Here is a 19,588-nt window from a genome sequence, read left to right on the forward strand (position 1 = left end):
GGCGGGCTACTTCACAAAGGCAACCGAGCGGCGGTCTGTCGAGAGGATGACGGCGATGATGACCAGAAGGCCCAGCAGGCCATCCTGGATGAAGTCGGGAATGCCGATCACGATCATGCCGTTGTTGATGACGGCGACGATGAGCACGCCGACGAAGGCGTTCCACACACCGCCGATGCCGCCCCAGAGTGCGACACCACCCACCACAACGGAGGTGATGGAGATGAACATGAGGTTGGAGCCGGTGACGGACTCGGCCTGGCCCAGTTTCGCCACCTGCAGCAGGCCGGCGATGGCGAAATAGAATCCGGCCAGCGCGAAACCCAACACCCGCACGCGCTTCACGTTCACGCCGGAGGCATGGGCGAGGTCCTCGCCGCCGCCCACCGCATAGAAGTTGCGCCCGAGCCGCGTGTAGGACTGGATCACCCAGCCCAGCAGCAGGAAGGCGAAGGCGGCATAGGCCATGAGCGGGAAACCCAGGACCCGGTAGGTGAGGAGCGAGCGGAAGACCTCGTCATCGATCTTGACGATGTTTCCTCCGGTCATGAGCACGGCAGCGCCGGTGCCGACAAAGCCCATGGCGAGGCTGCTCATGAAGGACGGGATGCGCAGCCGTACATGGATGAGGCCGTTCACCGCGCCCACGAGGAAACCCAGCAGCAGGATCGCCGGAATGGCGAGGAAGCCGATGCCGGCGACGGAGCCGCCCAGCCAGACCAGCAGATAGCAGAAGATGACGGCAAGGGCCGAGACCGCTCCCTCCATGGAGAGATCGATCGACCCCATGATGATGATGAAGGTGACGCCCACCGCCACCATGAGGGCGGGCGAGGCGACGATCGAGAGGCGCGCGAAGTTTCGCAGCGAGAGGAAATTCGGGTTGATGGCGGAAAAGAAGAGGACGAGTGCGAGGAGCACCAGCAGCGGCGCCCACTTCAGCAGGTTTTCCCTCGTCATGATGTTGTGCACCGGAAGCCGCCCCTTTTACCGGAATGATCCCATCTGATCTTTGGCGTTTCTATGACTGAGGACGGCACCCGGGGTGCCGTCCTCCATGTCGTGTAACCGGTTACTTGTACTGGATCTGGCCGGCCGAGAGGCCCCACTTGTCGGTCCAGTCATACTTCGGCGTCGAGTCGAGATAGGTCTTCTTGAAGTTCTCGGCGTCGGCCTTGGTGACGAGGATCGACGGACCGTAGAACTCACGGTGCTCCTTCGGTTCGTCCGAGGGCTTGAACTTGCCGATCGCTGCCTGGTGGGCGAGAGCAAGCGCAATGCCGCCACCCCAATGCGGGTTGGTGAAGACGGTGGCGAGGAGATCGCCCTTCAGGACCATGTCGACCGCTTCCGGGTTGCCGTCGAAGGCGGTGACGGGGAGCGAGATGCCTTCGGCCTTCAGGGCCTGCAGCACGCCATAGGCCATGTTGTCGTTGGCGCAGTGCACGCCCTTGATCTTGTCACCGTACTTGGTGAGGTAGCTGGACATCAGCGCTGCGGCCTTGGTCGTGTCCCAATCGGCGGGCTGGGAGTCGAGCAGCTCGATCTTGGGATAGTCCTTCATCGCCGTCTTCAGGCCGTTGAAGCGCTCGATGGCGGGGATGTTGGCGGGAATGCCGCCCAGGTGAACCACGCCGCCTTCGCCGCCCATGGCCTCGAAGAGAATCTTGGCGGCTTCAGCCGAGGGTTTCTCGCCCGACCACGAGATGTGGGCGACATAGTTGTCGCCGATGTCCCACGGATGCAGGTCATCGGTCTTGTTCCAGATGGTGGAGATGTAGCCGCCGGCATCGCGCACCGCTTCCGCCACCGGGCGGGCGTTGGGGCTGTCGTTCGCGTCGCAGGCAATTGCGGCCTTGCCGCTGTTCTTGGCGAGGAAGGCCTTGATGTCGGCCAGCGACTTTTCGGACGAGCCCTCGTTGATGAGGTTGGTCATGTCCTCTTTCTTGAGGCCGAGGCTTTCGGTGTAGGCCTCGCCGCCGGAGACGATGGCATTCCAGTAGGCCGAGGCGCGGTCACGGTAGCTCCAGGCCAGGGCCCAGCCTCCGGAGTCGGCCATTGCGGCACCGGGGCCAAAGGCCCGCGGCATGGCCGCGGTGGTCAGGCCGGCTGCCGTCGCGAGCAGCAGGTTCCGGCGATTGATCTTCTCTTGTTGCACGTAGGTCTTGATGAAATTGGACATTTGAGAACCTCCCTTTCAATCCACGTTGAGCGCTCTTGTTTTGCCGGTCGGCGGCAAAACAGGATTGTTTTTTGCACTAACTGGTTACATACTATTCGGGTCGGGAGTCAAGTCTCATCTGTTGACCGTGCAACAGCGGGGGCTTGCTCAACCGGAAGGTTTGCCGTTTTGAATGAATTGGCCTGTGCAACCTTCTGGGCTACGCAGGACGGCAGGCGACTCAGGCCACATGCGACGGCGCGTCACTCGGAACCGCGGGGAGATGGATGATGGACAAGAAGGTCAAGGTACGTGATGCGGACGAAACCAAGCGCCGCCTGCTCCAGGCCGCCAAGGCGGAGTTCGCCAAGAACGGCCTCGGCGGCGCCCGCGTCGATGAAATCTCGGACCGCGCGCAAGCCAACAAGCGCATGCTCTATCATTACTTCGGCAGCAAGGACGATCTGTTCCAGACCGTGCTGGAGCAGGCCTATCTCGACATCCGCAATGCGGAGCAGCGGCTGCAGCTCGACAGCCTCGAGCCGAGGCAGGCGCTGGAAACGCTCGTGCGCTTCACCTGGACCTACTACATCAAGAATCCGGAATTCATCACGCTGGTGAACAGCGAGAACCTGCACCGCGCCCGCCACCTGAAGAAGTCGGAAGCGATCAAGGTGGTCAGCCGCCGCTTCGTCAACATGGTGGCAAAGATCCTGGAGCGCGGCGAGGAGTCAGGCGTGTTCCGCCCCGGGGTGGACCCGGTGCAGCTCAACATCACCATCGCGGCGATCGGCTACTACTACCTCACCAACCGCTTCACCGGATCCATCGTCTTCGAGCGCGACCTGATGGACCCAGCCGCACTGGAACAGCGCCTGCAGTTCAACATCGAAACGATCATCCGGCTGGTCTGCCGCCCCGAACACTTTTGAGGGCAGGCGCAACACCCGCTCCACTCAGAACGTCGGCTTGCGCTTGTTCCGGAAGGCCTCGAGCCCCGTGGCAAGGTCGGTGCTGGCGGCGGCGACGAAGCCGCCCAACGCCTCGGCTGCCGCTTCACGCTCTTCCCCCTCCGCCATGTTCATCATCAGCTTGGTGAGACGGGTCGCCTGCGGACTGCGGGCAGCGATCTGTTCAGCCATCGCCCTCGCGGCGGCTTGGCTTTCGCCCTTCGCCACCACCTTGTCGGTGAGGCCCAGGGCCAGCGCCTGCTCGGTGGTGAAGATTTCGCCTGCGAGCGCCATGCGCCGCACCGTCTGCACGCCGAAGCGGCGCACCGCCCGCTGCGTGCCGGACCAGCCCGCGATGATGCCGAGGCCTGATTCTGGCTGGCCGAACTTCACGTGCTCTTCCGCGATGCGGATGTCCGCCGTGACGGCGAGTTCAAGTCCGCCTCCCAGGCAGTGGCCGTTGATGGCGGCGATGACGGGATGACGGAGCCGCGCCAGCGCATCGAAGGCGCGGTGGCCGAGGCGCACCCACTTCATCGCAAACTCTTCCGGCGGCCAGCTTGACCAGGCCTCGATGTCGCCACCGGCACAGAAGGATTTCTCGCCCGCGCCCGTCAGGATCACGGCGCGGACGGCACTCTCGCCATCGGCAAGAAGGGCGGCGCGTTCCAGCGCCTGCACCATGCCGTAGTCGAGGGCGTTCAGCTTGTCGGGGCGGTTGATGCGGATGGTGGCGAGGTGCCCCTCCACCGTGAGTTCGATGCGGCTGTCGCCTGTGTCAATCATGAAGCCTCAGTCCCAGCTTGTCCGGCTTGAAAAGCGCAGCATCCATCGTCTTGAGACCGGAGGCAACCAGCAGCGGGAATTCGGACTGATCGAGAACGTTGGTCTGGAGATCGACGCCGGGGGCAATCTCCGTCACCATGATGCCGTTCGGCGTGAGCTTCATGACGCAGCGCTCGGTGACATAGGTCACGTCCTGCCCCTGCATCTTGCCGCGCTTGCCCGAGAAGGAAATCTGGTCGAGGGCCTTGGTGAGCTTCTTCACCTTGCCTTCCTTCTCGATCACGAGCTTTCCGTCCGCCACCTGCATCTTGGCCCCGGCATTGAAGAAGCCGGAGAAGACAATGCGGCGGGCCCGGGCGGTGATGTCGACAAAGCCGCCCGCACCCGCCGTCACATGCGGCCGCGCCGCCAGCTTCGAGACGTTCACCGAGCCATCGGGATCGATCTGCAGGAAGGAGAGCAGCGAGCAATCGAAGCCCGCCGCCTGGAAATAGGTGAACTGGTGGGCCGAGGGCACGAAGGCCTCGGCATTGGAGGAACAGCCGAACTGGAATTCGAGCAGCGGCACGCCGCCCACCGGCCCCTGCTCCAGAACCCAGGTGCATTGGCCGTGCAGGCCTTCCTCGATGAAGATGCGGGGCACGTTGGCCGAAACGCCGAAGCCCAGGTTCACGGCCCAGCCGGCCCGCAGTTCCTGCGCCACGCGCCGCGCGATCACCTTGCCGGTGCCGAACTCCATGAGGTCGAAGGACGACAGCGGCCGCTGCTCCTCGCCCGAGATGGCAGGGTCATAGGGCGTCTGCGTGGTCTGCCACTGGTCCGGGGCTTCCACGATGTAGTCGACGAGGATGCCGGGCACATGCACGTCATGCGGCTTGATGGTGTCGTTCCCGACGATCTTTCGCACCTGCGCGATGACGATGCCGCCATTGTTGTGGGCGGCAAGGGCGAGTTCCATGGCACCGAGATAGGCGCCTTCCTGGCCGAAGGTCATGTTGCCCCGGCTGTCGCAAGTGGAGCCGCGGATGATCGAGACCTTTGGCGTGATGGTGGGGAAGAACAGCCAGTCCTCGCCTTCGAACGTGATCTTGCGCACGATCGGTTGTGCGGCGGCGCGGCCGTTCATGGCGCAGCCCTCGTGGTCAGGATCAACGAAGGTGCCGAGACCCACCTTCGTGATGACGCCGGGGCGCTTGGCGCCCGCCTCGCGCATGATGTCGAAGACGATGCCCGACGGAATGTTGTAGGCGGCGATCTCGTTGCCGGTGATCATCTGCCAGATCTGCGGTGGCTCGGCGGTGGAAGGGCCCGACGGATAGGAGCCTGCCACCACCTTGGAAATCATGCCGGGCTTGGCGATGTGGCCGATGCCCTTGATGCCGAACATGTCGCCGGCCGCGATCGGGTGGATCATGGTGAGGTTGCCGGGGGATTTCTCACGGTCGAAGCGCTCGCCCATGGCGGCGAGAATGCTGTCCGGGCAATTGAGGCCGGAGGAGGAATTGACCGCAACGATCACGCCATCGGGAATGTGGCGCACGGCTTCGGCGGCAGAAACAATCTTGGGCATTCGTCACCTGTTGCCGCGGATCAGGTCCGCAGCTTTTTCAGCAATAGCAATCGTGGGCGCGTTTGTGTTGGAAGAAACGACCTGCGGCATGATGGAACTGTCGCAGACGCGCAAAGCCTCGATGCCGCGCACCCGGCAGTGGATGTCGACCACCGCCATCGCATCGCCGCCCATTTTGCAGGTGCCGACGGGATGATAGGACGAGCGGGCATTGCTGCGGGCAACGTCGATGTAATCCTGCTTCGTCTTGCAGGCGGTACCGGGAAAATGTTCCCGCTCCACATATTGGCCGAAGGCTTTCGAGCGGCCCACCTCCTGGGTGATCTTGATGCCGTCGATATGACGCTCGAGGTCATAGGGTTCGGCGAAGGAATTGGGATCGATGATGGGCGCATCCTCGAGGCGGTTGGAGCGGAGCGTGACGGAACCGCGCGAGCGCGGGCGCACGTGATAGCTGTTGCAGGTGGCGCCATTGCCGCCGGGCACGGAGCCCACGCCCTCCTCCACGCCCGCACCGGCGAGGAAGTGGAACTGGATGTCGGGTGTTTTCTCCGTGCGGTCGCCCCACCAGAAGGCACCGGCCTCCACGATGTTGGAACTCACGGGACCATTGCCCATCAGGAGATACTGGAGCCCTGCAAGTGCGGCCCAGTGGGGCTTCTTGTATTTGTCGTAGGAGTACGGCCCCTTCAGCTGCCAGATCACGTCGGTGGAGAAATGGTCGTGGAAGTTCTGGCCCACGCCGGGCAGATCATGCACCACCGGCACACCGACCGATGTCAGATGCGCGGCAGGGCCGATGCCGGAGAGCATCAGCAGCTTGGGCGATCCGATGGCGCCCGCCGTGACGATCACTTCCCGGTCGGCATCGATGCGCTGCACGGCGCCATTGTCGATCACCTCGATGCCCTTGGCGCGGCCGTTCTCGACGACGATGCGCTTCACCATGAGGCCGGTGCGCACGGTGAGATTTGCGCGGCCCATGACGGGCTTGAGATAGCCCACCGCGGCGGAGCAGCGGCGGCCGTTTTTCGTTGTCGTCTGATAGAGCCCCGCACCGGCCTGATCGCCGGAATTGAAATCATCCTTGCGCGGCATGCCGATCTCGACGCAACCATCAACAAAGGCATCGGAGAGCGGTGAGTGGGAGCGGAGATCGGACACGGCGAGCGGGCCATCGGTGCCGTGGTCCGGTCCTTTCAGCCGCGTGTTCCCTTCCGACTTGATGAAATAGGGCCTGAGGTCGTTCCACGACCATCCCGTGCAGCCCATCTCGTTCGCCCAGGTGTCGTAGTCCTCCGGGCAGCCGCGCGTGAAGATTTCCGCATTGATGGAACTGCCGCCGCCCAGCACGCGGGCCTGCGGATAAACGGCGGTGCGGTTGTTGGCGTGCTTGAGCGGTGCCGTTTCATAACCCCACAGCAGCTTGCCCGAGGTCATCTTGGCGAAGCCCACGGGCAGATGGATGTAGGGGTCAGTATCGCGGGGACCCGCTTCGAGCAGCAGGACGCGCGCATCGGCCATTTCGCTGAGCCTGGCGGCCATCACGCATCCGGCAGACCCGCCGCCCACAATGATGTAATCATACCCGGCCATGTTTGCCCCTTGCTTCGCGACAGGCCCCAACATATAACTAACTAGTTCGTGCATTCAAGAGCGAATTGCAGCGTCTCTTATAGTGAGGAAATCCGAGATGGGACAGGCTCTGGTCACCGGCGCAAGACGCGGTATTGGCAAGGCAATTGCCCTTGCGCTGGGGTCCGCGGGCTTCGACGTGGCGGTGGCTGACGTGGAGGCGGGAGAAGACCTTCAGGCTGTGGCGAAGGAGCTGAAAGGAATGGGCCGGAAGGCTGCCGCCATCAAGGCCGACATCGGCGACCTTGGCTCCCATGCCCGCGTCCTCGATGAGGCGGAAGCGGCCATCGGCCCCCTCACCACGCTTGTGAACAATGCCGGGGTCTCGGTGATGTCACGGGGCGACCTGCTCGACGTCACGACCGAAAGCTACGACCGCTGCCAGAGCGTCAATGCACGCGGCACCTTCTTCCTCACCCAGGCTTTTGCGAAGCGCCTGCTCAAGGTGAAGAGCACAGACCATCGCAGCATCATCACCATCACCTCGGCCAATGCCACGGCCGTATCGATCGCGCGAGGCGAATACTGCATGTCGAAAGCGGCCGCCTCGATGATGTCGAAACTCTTCGCCTCCCGCCTCTCAGACGAGGGGATCGGCGTCTATGAAATCCAGCCCGGCTTCATCGAGACCGACATGACCGCGCCCTCCAAGGCCAAGTACGATGCCCTGATCGACAACGGCCTGACGGTGGTGAAGCGCTTCGGCCAGCCTGCAGAAGTGGGGCGGATCGCGCTCACGCTGGCGTCTGGCCTCCTGCCCTATACGGTGGGCCAGCCGATCCAGGTGGATGGCGGGCTTCTGACGGTGAGGTACTAGCGATGCAGATCGTCTTCCCCAACGGCCACTACATCCTGCACGGCAAGCCGCTGCCGGAATCGGCGCCTGCAAGGCCCTTCAATCGCGTGGCCTATGCGGCGGCCCATGTGGTCGCCGATCCCCTCACCAATGCCGATCCCTCCGGCCCGCCCGCCATCGACTGGGCGAAGACCCTGGCCTTCCGCACGCACCTTCTCGACCTCGGCTTCGGCATTGCTGAGGCCATGGACACCTCGCAGCGTGGCATGGGGCTGGACTGGCCGAGCGCGCTTGAACTCGTCCGCCAGTCGCTCGCCCATGCGGGCAGCCGGGCTCACCTCATTGCTTCGGGCTGCGGCACCGATCATCTTGCGCCGCAGGATGCGCGCTCTCTCGATGATGTGACTGCCGCCTACCTGCAGCAGCTTCACGCCATCCAGAAGCTCGGCGGCCGCGTCATCCTGATGGCAAGCCGGGCGCTGGTGAAGGTGGCGAAATCGCCTGACGACTACGTGAAGGTCTATTCGCGCGTGCTGTCGGAAGCGGATCATCCGGTGATCCTGCACTGGCTCGGCGAGATGTTCGATCCCGCCCTCAAGGGCTACTGGGGCGCGGACCATTTCGAGCAGACATTGGAGACCGCGCTCGCCGTCATCAACGCGAATGTCGCCAAGGTGGACGGCATCAAGATCTCGCTTCTGGACGACCAGAAGGAAGTGGTGATGCGCCGTCGCCTGCCGGCCTCCGTGAAGATGTATACCGGCGACGACTTCAACTACCCCGAACTGATCGCGGGTGATGCACAAGGCTTCTCGCATGCCCTGCTTGGCATCTTCGATGCGATTGCGCCTGCGGCGTCGGCTGCGCTGTCGGCGCTCGCGAGCGGTGACCGCGCCACCTACGACAGGCTGATGGCCCCCACCGTTCCGCTCTCGCGTCTCATCTTCCGCGCGCCCACGCAATTCTACAAGACGGGCATTGTCTTCCTCGCCTGGCTCAACGGCCACCAGGATCATTTCGTCATGGTGAACGGTGCGCAGGCGATGCGGCCCCTGCCCTACTTCATCGACTGCTTCAAGCTCGCCGACCAGGCGGGGCTGCTCCGCGACCCCGACCTTGCCACCGCCCGCATGAGAAAGCTGCTGAACCTGTATGGTGCGTGACCTCGCCCGCCACCCGGAGATCTGCTCCATCAACACGGCGACCCTGGGTTTCCAGGCGCCCATCGATGAGGTGATCGAGGCTGTGGCGCGCGCCGGTTTCGGCATGATCTCGCCCTGGCGGCGGGACACCAAGGACCTCGATGTGTCCGCCGTGGCGCGGCAGATTCGTGACGCAGGCCTGAAGCTCTCCGGCTATTGCCGCAGCCCCTATATTCCGGCGGCCACTGTCGCGCAGTACCGCGCAAACATCGCCGCCAACAAGCAGGCCATCGACGATGCCGCCGTGCTTGGCGCGCCGGTCTTCGTGATGGTGGTGGGCTCGTTGCCCGAAGGCTCGAAGGATATCGAGGATGCCCGGCGTCAGGTACGCGAGGCCTGCGGCGAACTCATGGAGCATGGCCGGAAAGCTGGCGTGAAGATCGGGCTTGAGCCGCTGCACCCCGTCTATGCCGCCGACCGTTCCTGTCTCACCCTGCTTTCCGAAGCCCTTGACTGGTGCGAGATGATCGAGGGCAAGACGGACGAGCCGCAGGTGGGCACCATCATCGACTGCTATCACGTCTGGTGGGACCCCAACATCCGACGCGATATTGCCCGCGCGGGCCGCGAGAAACGCATTTTTGGTTTTCATGTCTGCGATTGGCTGGTGCCGACCACCGATGTTCTCAACGACCGCGGCATGATGGGCGACGGCATCATCGACATCCGTGGCTTGCGCACGGCACTTGAAGAGGCGGGCCATACGGGTGCGGTCGAAGTCGAAATCTTCTCGGCGCAGAACTGGTGGCGTCGGCCCATGGCCGAGACGCTGCAGGCCTGCCGGGAGCGCTTTTCAACAGCAACATAAAACAAGAGCAGCGGAGGATCACATCATGTCAGCCATCAAGATCAGGAAATTCGGCCGCGTCGGCTTCGACATCACCGACATGGGCTTTGGCGCCGCCCCCATCGGCAACTTCCTCCGGCCCATCTCCGAAGAGGAGACGGCGGCGATGATCAACCGTGCCTGGGATGCGGGCATGCGCTACTACGACACCGCGCCCTACTACGGCCACGGCCTCTCGGAACTCCGCCTCGGCCACTATCTGCGCTGGCGCCCGCGGGATGAATTCGTTGTTTCGAGCAAGGTGGGCCGCGTGCTGAAGGCCGCCCGCCGCAAGGACATCGATTTCACGCCGTGGGTGAATGGCGCACCCTTCAAATGCCGCTTCGATTACTCCTACGACGGCACCATGCGCAGCTTCGAGGATTCACTCCAGCGCCTCGGCCTTGAGCACATCGACATTCTCTTCATCCATGACGCCGACGTCTTCACCCATGGGGCGGAGATGCAGAAGGTCTACTTCAAGCAGGCCATGGACGGCTGCTACCGCGCCCTCATCGAACTCCGCGAACAGGGTCTGGTGAAGGCCATCGGCGTGGGCGTCAACAACTGGGAAGTGATGCTCGACTTCATGAAGGCGGGCGACTTCGATACGCTGCTGGTGGCGGGACGCTACACGCTGCTCGAACAGGAAGCGCTCAACGACCTTCTGCCGCTTTGCGAGCGCCGCGGCACAGGGATTGTGATCGGCGGCGGCTTCAACGGCGGCATCCTGGCGACGGGTGCCGTGCCCGGGGCCAAGTGGAACTATGCGCCAGCTCCCGAGCCCATCATGCAGAAGGTGAAGAAGATCGAGGCCGTCTGCGCCCGCCACAAGGTGCCGTTGCCGGCGGCGGCGCTGCAATTCCTGCTCGCCCATCCGGCTGTCGCCTCGCATGTTCCGGGCACGCGCAACGTGGAGCAGATGAACCAGAACATCGCGCTCGTCAGCCACCCCATTCCGCCTGCCTTCTGGCAGGAACTGAAGCACGAGAAGCTGCTGCGCGAGGATGCGCCGGTGCCGAAGGCCTGATAGTCTCTGACCGTCAACTCTCCGCGCCGGGGTCTTCTTTCAACAGGCCCTTGGCGCGGTAGACCTCTGCTGCCTCGCGGATGTAGTTGCCCGTCTCCGGCGCATCATAGCGCGCGGCAATTTCCTGACTGAGTGACAGCAGTTCGAAATAGCTGGCGCGATAGGGCCGGAGTTTTTCATAGGCGCCGAGCAGCACGTCATTTGGCAATGCCGTCAATTCGGCCGCGCGCCGGAAGTTGCGGGCAAGCTGCGGGTAACCCTCCTCCTCGGCGCGCTGGGCCTGCGCCAGCAGTGTGTCCCGGCGGATGGCGAGGTCCTCGGCCGAAAGCTTGCCCAGCCGCACATTCTCCAACGTGATCTCGCTCACCTCGAGGCTGCGCTGGCGGCGGCGCGGATCACCATCGCCCGATGGCGTGTCAGCGCTCATGGACCACCTGCATTTCGGTTGCGGGCTTGCCGGGCCGGATGGCGGCAATCTCGCGCTTGTGCATCAGCATGGCATGCACGATGAGGCGCAGGCGCGCCATGTTGTCGACCTTCACGGGCACGGGCGATGGTGGCTGGCGCTTGGCATGGCAGGCAGCGTTCGCGCCGATCCGCACATAGGCCTCGCGTGAAAGCAGCGGCGCCTGCGAGAAGAGTTCGAGATTGTTGAGGGGGGCGAGACCCTTGCGCTGGATCACCGCCGTGCCCTTCGATTGCAGGCCGATGGCAATGCCCGAACCGCTGAGCCTGGCACCCTCGTAACCCAGCATGCCGCAGTCCGCCGTGTGGAAGACCTTGTAGACCCGCGGGCGCAGGCCCTCGCTTTCGATCCCCTCGCTGATCGCCTTCAGCACCTCGCCATGCTTCAGGCCGCAGAGGGTTGTGTCGAGCGTGTCGGCGAAGGCGGGCCCCACGGCAATCACCACATCGCCGGCGTCGCCAGACGTTGCAGGAGCGGGTGTCAGCGCGACACCGGCCTGCCCGGAAGACAGCGGCACCATTTCCTCAGCCGCGCGGGCTTGCGGAATGTTGACGAGCTTTTCGAGGTGTTCGCCCTGAAGCCGGAAGCCCGTGCCGGGGCCCTGATAGTCGTTGCGGTCGGTGAAGGCGCTCAGCGCCTCGAAGTTCTTGTCGAGCACGGCGGCGGGTTGCAGGTAATCACCCGCCACGCGCACCCGCTGCATGGCAAGAATGTTGGCGGCCACATCACTGAAGCCCGCAGCGTCCAGTGCCTTCACCACATCGAGCGCCGTGCGCGGGCCATCCAGAAAATCATCCGCCGCCGCAAGGTCCTTCACGAAGTCGCGCTCGGGCATGTCGTCCGAGGCATAGGCCGTCGCCGCCGCCTCAATCTCCGCATCGCTGATGGCCGGGAAACCGAGCCCCTTGAACACCGCCTGCATGGCCGCTGCCGCCTTGCGCCGCACCGCCAGCACATCCGCCTCGGTGACGGGCTCCATGCCTGCATCCACCTGCATGTCCCGCTGCATGACAAGCCAGTCGTCCATGTCGTCGGCATCGAAGTTGCCGCCGCCGAACATGTTGTCCTTGCGCGGCATGGAGCTGTAGCCGCTGGTGATGAAGTCGGTGCCTGGCAGGAACTGCAGCATCAGCTTCGCCGTCTTGCGCATTTCCGAGTGTGAAGACATCGCATCGTTGCCGGTGGCCACCTCAAGTCCGAGTGCGGCAGCAATCAGGTTCTCCGCCAGCACGGCCCGCACGCCGCCCGGCAGTGCGCCCGTGAGCGCGATGCAGCTGATCGAGCCGTTCTGCACCCCCTGCGCGCCCGAGCCCTTCACCAGCATGAGGCAGCGGGCCTCGAGATAGAGCATGGACTTCCCGGCCTCGTAGCCCATCAGGGTTTCGGCCCCGGTACCGGAGGTGAAGCGGATCTTGATGCCGCGCGAGGCGTAGGCCGAGGCGAGCAGACCCTTGGACCACGGCGTGTCATCGCCGTCGCGCAGCGCATCATCCGTGCCATAGACGGAGAGCGTCTCGGCATAGGAGGTGAGGCCCTTGAGGCCGAGGCGGAGGTTCAATTCCTCCTCCACAGCGCATTGGGTGAGCACGCCACCATGGGGCGTCTGCGAACCCACCAGCAGCGCCAGCGCATTGAAGGGCGCCATGCGTGCGACCCGGCAGGTTGTTTCCAACTCATCGAAGCCGCGGAGTGCCGCCTCGGCGGCATCTGCCGCCATCAGCGCCGGGTTCTCGCGCCAGTTGGTGACATGGGCCTGGTTGCCCGGCGTCTTGCGGGCCCGCATCTTCTGCATCGCCATCATCATTTCGACGACGTTGAGATGGGAGACGACCTCGCAGAGCTTGGCGGGGGTGCAGCCGCCCATCAGCTTCATCAGGCGCGGGCGTGGCACGTTGATGTCCACCAGCATCCGCGCAAGCGCGAGCGAGTCCATCGCCATCGCCTCTTCGGCTGCCGTCACGTCGATGGCGTAGCGGGCGATGTAGCGGTCAATGGTGTCGAAGTCGGCCTCGGCGCAGCCGTCGATCTCCACCACCCGGCCCTTGTCGATGCGGAGCCACGGCTTCGGGTCGTTGGGACTTCCCATGACGATGAGGCCCAGCCAGGCATTCTCCCGGACAAAGGTATCCTTGTTGACCGCGCGCCCGGCCCGCTGCTGAAACCGCTTCGATCCTGTCATTGCCCTGTCCTGCGCGCGCCGGCGCTCCTGCAATTGATCTTTACCCCGCCCACGGGATCACGCAAGCTTGCAGCCCATCCGATGGGGAATGACATGAATGCCTTTGAGGCCGCGGTGGGCGCCACCGTCACCTGCTCCAAGACCGTCGGCGAAAGCGACGTCTATCTCTTTGCCGGGATCACCGGTGACCTTTCGCCCAACCACGTGGATGAAGCCGCCATGGCCAAGACGGAGTATGGCGGGCGCATCGCCCACGGGGCCTTGCTGGTGGGCTACATGTCGCGGGCCTCGACCCTCATCACCGACAAATGCGTCGCGCTGATGGAACAGCACTATCCGGTCTCGCTCGGTTACGACAAGGTCCGCTTCCTTGCGGGCGTGAAGATCGGCGATACCATCACGGTGACGTACCGGATCGAGAGCGCCGATCCGGTGAAGATGCGCACCAGTGCGGCCGTCAGCATCCACACGCAGAACGGCACCCAATGCGCCGTTGCCACCCACATCATGCGCTGGCTGAAGCGCCCGGAGGCCTGAAGACTCAGGCGGCGGTGTGGGGGTGAAGCACGAGCTGTGCTGCCCCGATCAGGCCGGAGTCATCGCCGAGCCCTGCCCGCACGATCTCAGTGCCGCGGAAGGGCGGCAGCACGCGCGCATCCACCCGTTCGCGGATGAGGGGGCCCAGCACATTGAAACCGTTCGAGACGCCGCCGCCGATCACGACGCGCTCCGGACTGAACAGATGAATGATGGCAACCACACCCAGCGCAATGTCGTCCGATGCGGCGGCAACGAAGGAAAGCGCCTTGGGCTCCCGGCCTTCGGCACGGGCGAAGACATCGGGAAGGCCGGTAAAGCCGGCGACCAGCGCCTTCTTCTGCAGGGCTGAGCCTGAGGCTTCCGCCTCCCAGCAGCCGGGTTTGCCGCAGAAGCAGATGGCGCTGCTTTCGGTCTTGAGCGGCATGTGGCCGACATGGCCGGCAAGGCCAAGCCTGCCGCGCATCAGGTGGCCGTCTGACACCACGCCGCCGCCGATCCCCGTGGAGATCGTCACATAGACGAAGTTCTCCGTGCCGCGGCCCGCACCACACATCCATTCACCGAGTGCCGCGCAGGGCCCGTCATTCTCGATGGTGACGGGTACGCCCAGCGCATCGCTCAGCGCCTGGCGCAGGGGAAAGTTGGTGAAACCGCGGATCGTGGGCGTCGAGAGGGCAATGCCGCGCTTGGCATCGAGCGGCCCCGGGGCGCAGAGGCCAAGCGGAATGGCGGTTGTGATCCCCGCTTCGGACAGGATGCTGCGGCAGCTTTGGGCAATGGCCGAAACAACAGCGTCAGCCCCTTCATCGGCAGGCGTGCGCACGGACTGGCGGTGCATCACATGGCCCTCACGGTCCACCAGTGCAGCACGCGTCTGCGTGCCGCCCACATCCACTGCCAGAACCACATCCGCCGCCATTGCGATCATCCTATCGGCAAAGCGTGCAGCCAGGCGATGCGCTTGGCAAGGTCCGGCGCGCCGAAGGCGAGCGAGCCCATCACCACCGTCTCGGCCCCGGAGGCGACGAGCACCGGAACGGTGTTCTCACGGATGCCGCCATCGGCGGCCACGATCTGGCGGTGCGGCGTTTTCGTTGCCGCCACGATCTTTCGCATGGCGGTGATGCGGCCCGGCGCGGTTTCGGCGAGGCCCACGCCCTTCACGCCAATGGCGGTGCCGAGCAGCGTCACCATGCTGAGCGACTTCACCGTCGGCAGGATGGCTTCGACCGGAGTCTCCACCCGCAGCACCGCGCCGGCCAATGCGCCCTTTGCCTTGATCAGCTCGATCGCCTTCATGGCGTTCCGGCATTCGGCGTGGATGCTGATAAGATCGGCCCCCGCCTCCGCGAACTGTTCCACCTGCTGGAGCAGGATCGCATCATCCACCATGAGGTGCACGTGGATGGGGAGCGACGACTTCGCCCGCATGGCGGCGACGAGGTCGGGGAAGAAGAGGAAGGCGGGTGCGAAGACGCCATCTGCCACATCGACATGAAGGATGTCGGCATGGGGGCCGATGCGGGCAAGATCACGGTCGAGATTGCAGAGATCCGCCGACCACATGGAGAATTCCGCAAGGCAGCGTTTGGCGGGAAGCCGGTCGAACCATCCGGCAGCGGGTTTGCTCATGGGGTGATCTCCTGAAGAAAAGTGCCGAGCCCGGCGCGGAAAGCGGACTCGTATGCCTCCTTGCCGTGGGTCTTGGCGGGAATTTCGCGGAACCGCGCGCCCGGAATGGCGTCTGCGATTTCCGTGGCGAGACTCAGCGGGTGAATGTGGTCCTCGCTGTTCCCGATGACGAGCGTAGGCACGCGGAGCGCGGAAAGCTCCGCACGGGTGACGCCCGGTCCATCGCCTGAAATGCGAACGAGCAGTTCCGCCGTGACGCTGCGAGGTTCACGGGTGAAGAACGAGAGCAGTGATTTCAGATTGTCGGGCGATTCAGCGGCGAGCATCCGGCCGGTCCCGGAGGCTACGAAAGCATCGGCCTCGCCTGCCGTCCGTTGCTTGCGCAGGCATTCGCCCACGGCAAGGTTAGGCCGCATGTTGGCGGGTGCATCGGAAAAGCTCCAGGCCGGCCGCGCGATCACGAGCCCGCGCACGAGGCCCGGTTCGCGCACCGCAAGGCGCATGGCAATGGCGGCGCCCATGGAGATGCCGCCCACCACGCAGGGTCGATCCGTGATCATGCGGATGGCCGTGGCCACATCATCGGCGAAGGTGGCGATGGCGAACGCAGCGGGGTCGCCCGCTTCGCTCGCGCCATGTCCACGGCACTCGAGCACCGCAAGACGCGCGCCCGATGTGTGAGGAAACACGGCAGCGGGCTGGGCCGCATCACCGCACAGCCCATGCTGGAAGACCATCAGCGGCCCCTCGCCCTCCTGCACATAGAGGGTGAGCGCGATGCCATCGCGGCGCAGGATATGCTGACGAAAACCCTTCATGGCAATGCGGCGCGCTGGCGGTGGAGGAAATCTGCCACGTCCCTCGCCTCGCCCGCACCGAAGCCGTGGGCCACCAGCGGCCCGTCGAAGCAGGAGGCGCGCAAGGCGGAGAGGAAATGCGCAAAGTCGATGGCGCCCTGCCCCGGTGCTGCGACCTCGCCCGTGGCCGTGCGGTCCTTGGCATGGGCAATGATGATGCGGCCCGCGAGCGTATCGACTGCTTCGGCAATGCCCCTGCGGCGCTCGTCCGGAGTCGCCTCTTCGGCGAGGTTGGCGGGATCAAGCACGATGCCGATGGCATCCGACTTCATCTCGTCCATGAGTCGGCGCGCAGCGGCGGCACTGCTCACCACATTGGCCAACTCCGGCTCCACGCCCAGCATGACGCCATGGGACTCTGCGATGCCGACGGCCACCTCGAAGGCCGAGAGCAGATCGCGCCATGCCTCAGGCGAGGCATTGTCCGGATGATGCCGCCACTGGTCCTGCGGATCCCGCGTGCCCGTGCAGAGGGTCACAACCTTGGTGCCGAGGGCCGCACACGCTGCGGCGATCACCTTCAGGCGGCGCTCGCCGTCGCGTCGCACCGCCACATCGGGATGGATCATGTTGTAGGTGCCGGACACGGCAAAGACCGGCTGCGCCGTTGCCGCCGCCGCGGCTGCCACCGCCTGCGCGACATCTGATGGAATGGCGTCCGGCATCGCGGCAAGACCCGAGCAGGCCATGTTGTACTGCACGCCTTCGAAGCCTGCTTCGGCCGACTGGCGCAGCACCGCTTCGGGATCATTGCCAGCGAAGGTCTTGGCAAAGATTCCGAGCCGCATTAGATCAGCCCGGAGACGTCGTCGAGGCGCACGCGCCGCCCTTCCGCCGCGGAGCGCGCGACGGCAAGCATGGCGCGCACCGAAGCCACGCCATCTTCAATCCCCGCACCCGTGAGCGGCCCGTTCGAGAGAATGGCGGCGGCAAAACCTTCCAGCTGGCGTCGGTAGAAGTGGCCATCCGCACCCAGCGGCCGGTAGGACATGCCGTCACGCTCACGGAAAATGTCCACGTCCGAGGTCTTGTAGTACCAGGGATTGTAGGTCTTGCCGATGACCGAGCCATGCTGGCCGTAGATCTGGAAGCCCTCGTGCCAATCCATGCGCACCGCCACGGTGAGGTCGAGGTGCCCCAGCGTGCCGCTGGCAAACTCCACATCCGCGAACCAGCAGTGCATGCCCTTGTCGCGCGAGAGCCGCGCCGTGACGGCAACAATGTCGCCCGCAAAGTAGCGCGCCGTATCGACGAGATGGCAGCCATGGGCCAGCATGTAGTAGCGCGTGAGATCGGCCTTGGGATCGGTCTTGGGCTTCAGCGCCAGCGCCGACTTGATGATGAGCGGCTGCGTCGCATCCGTCATGGGATAGCGGTGGGTGCTGTCGCAATACCACGCCTTGAGGGCAACGATCTCGCCCATCTCTTCCTTGATGAAGCGGTGCGCCTCCTGAAGCCCCGCGTCGTAGCGCTTCATGTGGCCCACCTGCAGGCGCTTGCCGGAGCGCTTCACTGCCGCTTCGAGTTCGAGCACTTCCTCAAGACCGATGCCGAGAGGCTTCTCGCAGAGCACATGCTTGCCCGCGGCCAGCGCCTTCAGCGACGCCGGCACATGAAAAGCGTCCGACGTTGCGATGATCACCGCATCGAGCTTGGGGTCGGCCAGCATCTCGTCATAGCTGGCATAGGATTTTTCCGGCGCATGCATCGCCGCCATGCGCTCGCGCAGGTCATCCGCCACGTCGCAGATGGCATAGAGGCGCGCGTTCGAGGCCTTGGTGCAGCTTTCGAAATGTCCGGCCTGGGCGATGGGGCCGCAACCGAGAACGCCGACATTCAGTTTTTCAGCCATCGGCCCGCTCTGCGCTGGAGGACAGCCGCCCGCTCACCTGACGCGGGCGCCGGACTCGGTGTCGAACACGAAGAGGCGTTCCTTGCTGAAGGTGACGCCGACATTCTCGCCCGTGTTGCCCGCGAAGTCCTTGGGCGCTTTGATGGTGAGAAGGTCCTCGCCCGCCTTCACGGTCACCAGCGTGTGGTCGCCGATCAGTTCGACGGTGTAGATTTCGGCATTCATGTTGCCCTTGCTGGGCGCAACGACCGAACAGTCTTCCGGGCGGGCGCCGAGAATGGCCTTGGCAATGCGGCCGCTCACGGGCACCGACACCTTGGCGCCACGGGTCTGGAAGTTGCCGCCTTCGAGAGCGCCGTGCACCACGTTCATGGGCGGCGAGCCAATGAACTGGGCGACGAAGAGATTGGCCGGATTGTTGTAGATGTTGGCGGGCGTATCAAGCTGCTGCAGCACGCCCTTTTCCAGAATGGCGACGCGGTGGGCGAGCGTCATGGCCTCGATCTGATCGTGGGTCACGTAAATCGTGGTGGTGCCGAGTGTCGACTGCATGTGCTTCAGCTCGGCGCGCATGTGGCCGCGCAGCTTGGCATCGAGGTTGGAGAGCGGCTCGTCCATGAGGAAGACGGAAGGACGGCGCACCATGGCGCGGGCAAGGGCCACGCGCTGGCGCTGGCCGCCTGACAGCTGGCGGGGATAGCGGTCAAGCAGCTGGTCGATCTGCACCTGTGCCGCGGCATCGCGGATCGCGGCGTCCTGCTCGGCCTTGGGAACCTTGCGCACCTTCAGCGGGAAGCCGATGTTCTCCGCCACCGTCTTGTGCGGATAGAGCGCGTAGGACTGGAAGACCATGGATACGTCGCGGTACTTCGGCAGCACGTTGGTGACCTCGCGCTCGCCGATGGTGATGCGTCCGCTGGTGGCGGTTTCGAGGCCCGCGAGAATGCGCAGCGCCGTGGTCTTGCCCGAACCCGAGGCGCCGAGCAGCACGAGGAATTCACCCGGCTGGACCTGGAGCGACAGTTCCTCCAGCACCTGCACCTGACCGAACGACTTTGCGATCTTGTCGTATGTGACGGGAACGCCCGTTGTGGAAGACATGGATG

At 64.5% G+C, this 19,588-nt stretch carries 19 protein-coding genes; 6 read left to right on the forward strand and 13 right to left on the reverse strand.

The window, feature by feature from the left end; translation table 11 throughout:
* Nucleotides 1-6: 6 nt before the first annotated feature.
* Both QM801_RS12215 and QM801_RS12220 read right to left on the reverse strand, forming a co-directional pair.
* A complete protein-coding gene (locus QM801_RS12215) occupies nt 7-960 on the reverse strand; it encodes an ABC transporter permease (RefSeq protein ID WP_415019486.1) in 954 nt (317 codons plus the stop codon).
* Nucleotides 961-1,072: 112 nt separating this feature from the next.
* Nucleotides 1,073-2,182, reverse strand: coding sequence for a sugar ABC transporter substrate-binding protein (locus QM801_RS12220; protein WP_415019487.1), 1,110 nt, complete (start codon nt 2,180-2,182; stop codon nt 1,073-1,075).
* 266 nt (nt 2,183-2,448) lie between these two features.
* On the opposite strand from QM801_RS12220, the gene QM801_RS12225 reads away from it, so the two are divergent.
* Nucleotides 2,449-3,093 (forward strand): TetR/AcrR family transcriptional regulator, encoded by a 645-nt coding sequence (locus QM801_RS12225; protein WP_415019488.1) that lies wholly within the window; start codon nt 2,449-2,451, stop codon nt 3,091-3,093.
* A 24-nt stretch (nt 3,094-3,117) separates the two neighbouring features.
* Here QM801_RS12225 and QM801_RS12230 read toward each other — a convergent pair whose 3' ends face one another.
* From QM801_RS12230 to QM801_RS12240, 3 genes are read right to left on the reverse strand one after another with little or no spacing between them, the layout of a single operon-like run.
* The gene (locus tag QM801_RS12230; RefSeq protein ID WP_415019489.1) at nt 3,118-3,897 is read right to left on the reverse strand and encodes an enoyl-CoA hydratase/isomerase family protein; all 780 of its coding nucleotides are present in this window, start codon (nt 3,895-3,897) and stop codon (nt 3,118-3,120) included.
* Nucleotides 3,890-5,467 (reverse strand): acyl CoA:acetate/3-ketoacid CoA transferase, encoded by a 1,578-nt coding sequence (locus QM801_RS12235; protein WP_415019490.1) that lies wholly within the window; start codon nt 5,465-5,467, stop codon nt 3,890-3,892. The genes QM801_RS12230 and QM801_RS12235 overlap by 8 nt, the downstream gene beginning before the upstream one ends.
* Nucleotides 5,468-5,470: 3 nt before the next feature.
* Nucleotides 5,471-7,063 carry a GMC family oxidoreductase gene (locus QM801_RS12240; RefSeq protein ID WP_415019491.1) on the reverse strand — a complete coding sequence of 531 codons (1,593 nt, stop codon included), beginning with the start codon at nt 7,061-7,063 and terminating at the stop codon, nt 5,471-5,473.
* Nucleotides 7,064-7,160: 97 nt separating this feature from the next.
* Between QM801_RS12240 and QM801_RS12245 the strand changes: the two genes are divergently transcribed.
* Genes QM801_RS12245 through QM801_RS12260 form a run of 4 tightly spaced genes read left to right on the forward strand, consistent with a single transcriptional unit; the run spans nt 7,161 to nt 10,956 of the window.
* Entirely contained in the window at nt 7,161-7,919 is a 759-nt protein-coding gene (locus QM801_RS12245) for a 3-ketoacyl-ACP reductase (RefSeq protein WP_415019492.1), read from the forward strand.
* A gap of 2 nt (nt 7,920-7,921) precedes the next feature.
* Entirely contained in the window at nt 7,922-9,061 is a 1,140-nt protein-coding gene (locus QM801_RS12250) for a dihydrodipicolinate synthase family protein (protein ID WP_415019493.1), read from the forward strand.
* Nucleotides 9,051-9,908, forward strand: coding sequence for a sugar phosphate isomerase/epimerase family protein (locus QM801_RS12255; RefSeq protein WP_415019494.1), 858 nt, complete (start codon nt 9,051-9,053; stop codon nt 9,906-9,908). The genes QM801_RS12250 and QM801_RS12255 overlap by 11 nt, the downstream gene beginning before the upstream one ends.
* 25 nt (nt 9,909-9,933) lie before the next feature.
* On the forward strand, nt 9,934-10,956 hold the full coding sequence (locus QM801_RS12260; protein WP_415019495.1) for an aldo/keto reductase: 1,023 nt from the start codon (nt 9,934-9,936) through the stop codon (nt 10,954-10,956).
* A gap of 13 nt (nt 10,957-10,969) precedes the next feature.
* Here QM801_RS12260 and QM801_RS12265 read toward each other — a convergent pair whose 3' ends face one another.
* Nucleotides 10,970-11,383 (reverse strand): diol dehydratase small subunit, encoded by a 414-nt coding sequence (locus QM801_RS12265; RefSeq protein WP_415019496.1) that lies wholly within the window; start codon nt 11,381-11,383, stop codon nt 10,970-10,972.
* Nucleotides 11,373-13,601 carry a propanediol/glycerol family dehydratase large subunit gene (locus QM801_RS12270; RefSeq protein WP_415019497.1) on the reverse strand — a complete coding sequence of 743 codons (2,229 nt, stop codon included), beginning with the start codon at nt 13,599-13,601 and terminating at the stop codon, nt 11,373-11,375. Before QM801_RS12270 ends, QM801_RS12265 begins: the two co-directional genes overlap by 11 nt.
* 93 nt (nt 13,602-13,694) lie before the next feature.
* Between QM801_RS12270 and QM801_RS12275 the strand changes: the two genes are divergently transcribed.
* Nucleotides 13,695-14,138, forward strand: coding sequence for a MaoC family dehydratase (locus QM801_RS12275; protein ID WP_415019498.1), 444 nt, complete (start codon nt 13,695-13,697; stop codon nt 14,136-14,138).
* 4 nt (nt 14,139-14,142) lie between these two features.
* Here QM801_RS12275 and QM801_RS12280 read toward each other — a convergent pair whose 3' ends face one another.
* The 6 genes from QM801_RS12280 to QM801_RS12305 are packed head-to-tail and all read right to left on the reverse strand — an operon-like array spanning nt 14,143 to nt 19,583.
* Nucleotides 14,143-15,060, reverse strand: a complete 918-nt coding sequence (locus tag QM801_RS12280; RefSeq protein ID WP_415019499.1) for an ROK family protein — start codon at nt 15,058-15,060, stop codon at nt 14,143-14,145.
* 5 nt (nt 15,061-15,065) lie between these two features.
* Complete coding sequence (locus QM801_RS12285) at nt 15,066-15,773, reverse strand: ribulose-phosphate 3-epimerase (RefSeq protein ID WP_415019500.1); 708 nt, start codon at nt 15,771-15,773, stop codon at nt 15,066-15,068.
* The gene (locus tag QM801_RS12290) at nt 15,770-16,591 is read right to left on the reverse strand and encodes an alpha/beta fold hydrolase (protein WP_415019501.1); all 822 of its coding nucleotides are present in this window, start codon (nt 16,589-16,591) and stop codon (nt 15,770-15,772) included. The genes QM801_RS12285 and QM801_RS12290 overlap by 4 nt, the downstream gene beginning before the upstream one ends.
* On the reverse strand, nt 16,588-17,418 hold the full coding sequence (locus QM801_RS12295) for a sugar phosphate isomerase/epimerase family protein (RefSeq protein ID WP_415019502.1): 831 nt from the start codon (nt 17,416-17,418) through the stop codon (nt 16,588-16,590). The genes QM801_RS12290 and QM801_RS12295 overlap by 4 nt, the downstream gene beginning before the upstream one ends.
* Complete coding sequence (locus tag QM801_RS12300; protein ID WP_415019503.1) at nt 17,418-18,482, reverse strand: Gfo/Idh/MocA family protein; 1,065 nt, start codon at nt 18,480-18,482, stop codon at nt 17,418-17,420. The genes QM801_RS12295 and QM801_RS12300 overlap by 1 nt, the downstream gene beginning before the upstream one ends.
* A gap of 33 nt (nt 18,483-18,515) precedes the next feature.
* Nucleotides 18,516-19,583, reverse strand: a complete 1,068-nt coding sequence (locus QM801_RS12305) for an ABC transporter ATP-binding protein (RefSeq protein ID WP_415019504.1) — start codon at nt 19,581-19,583, stop codon at nt 18,516-18,518.
* Nucleotides 19,584-19,588 lie beyond the last annotated feature (5 nt).

This window comes from Aestuariivirga sp. (genome assembly GCF_047600585.1).
Lineage (GTDB): Bacteria > Pseudomonadota > Alphaproteobacteria > Rhizobiales > Aestuariivirgaceae > Aestuariivirga.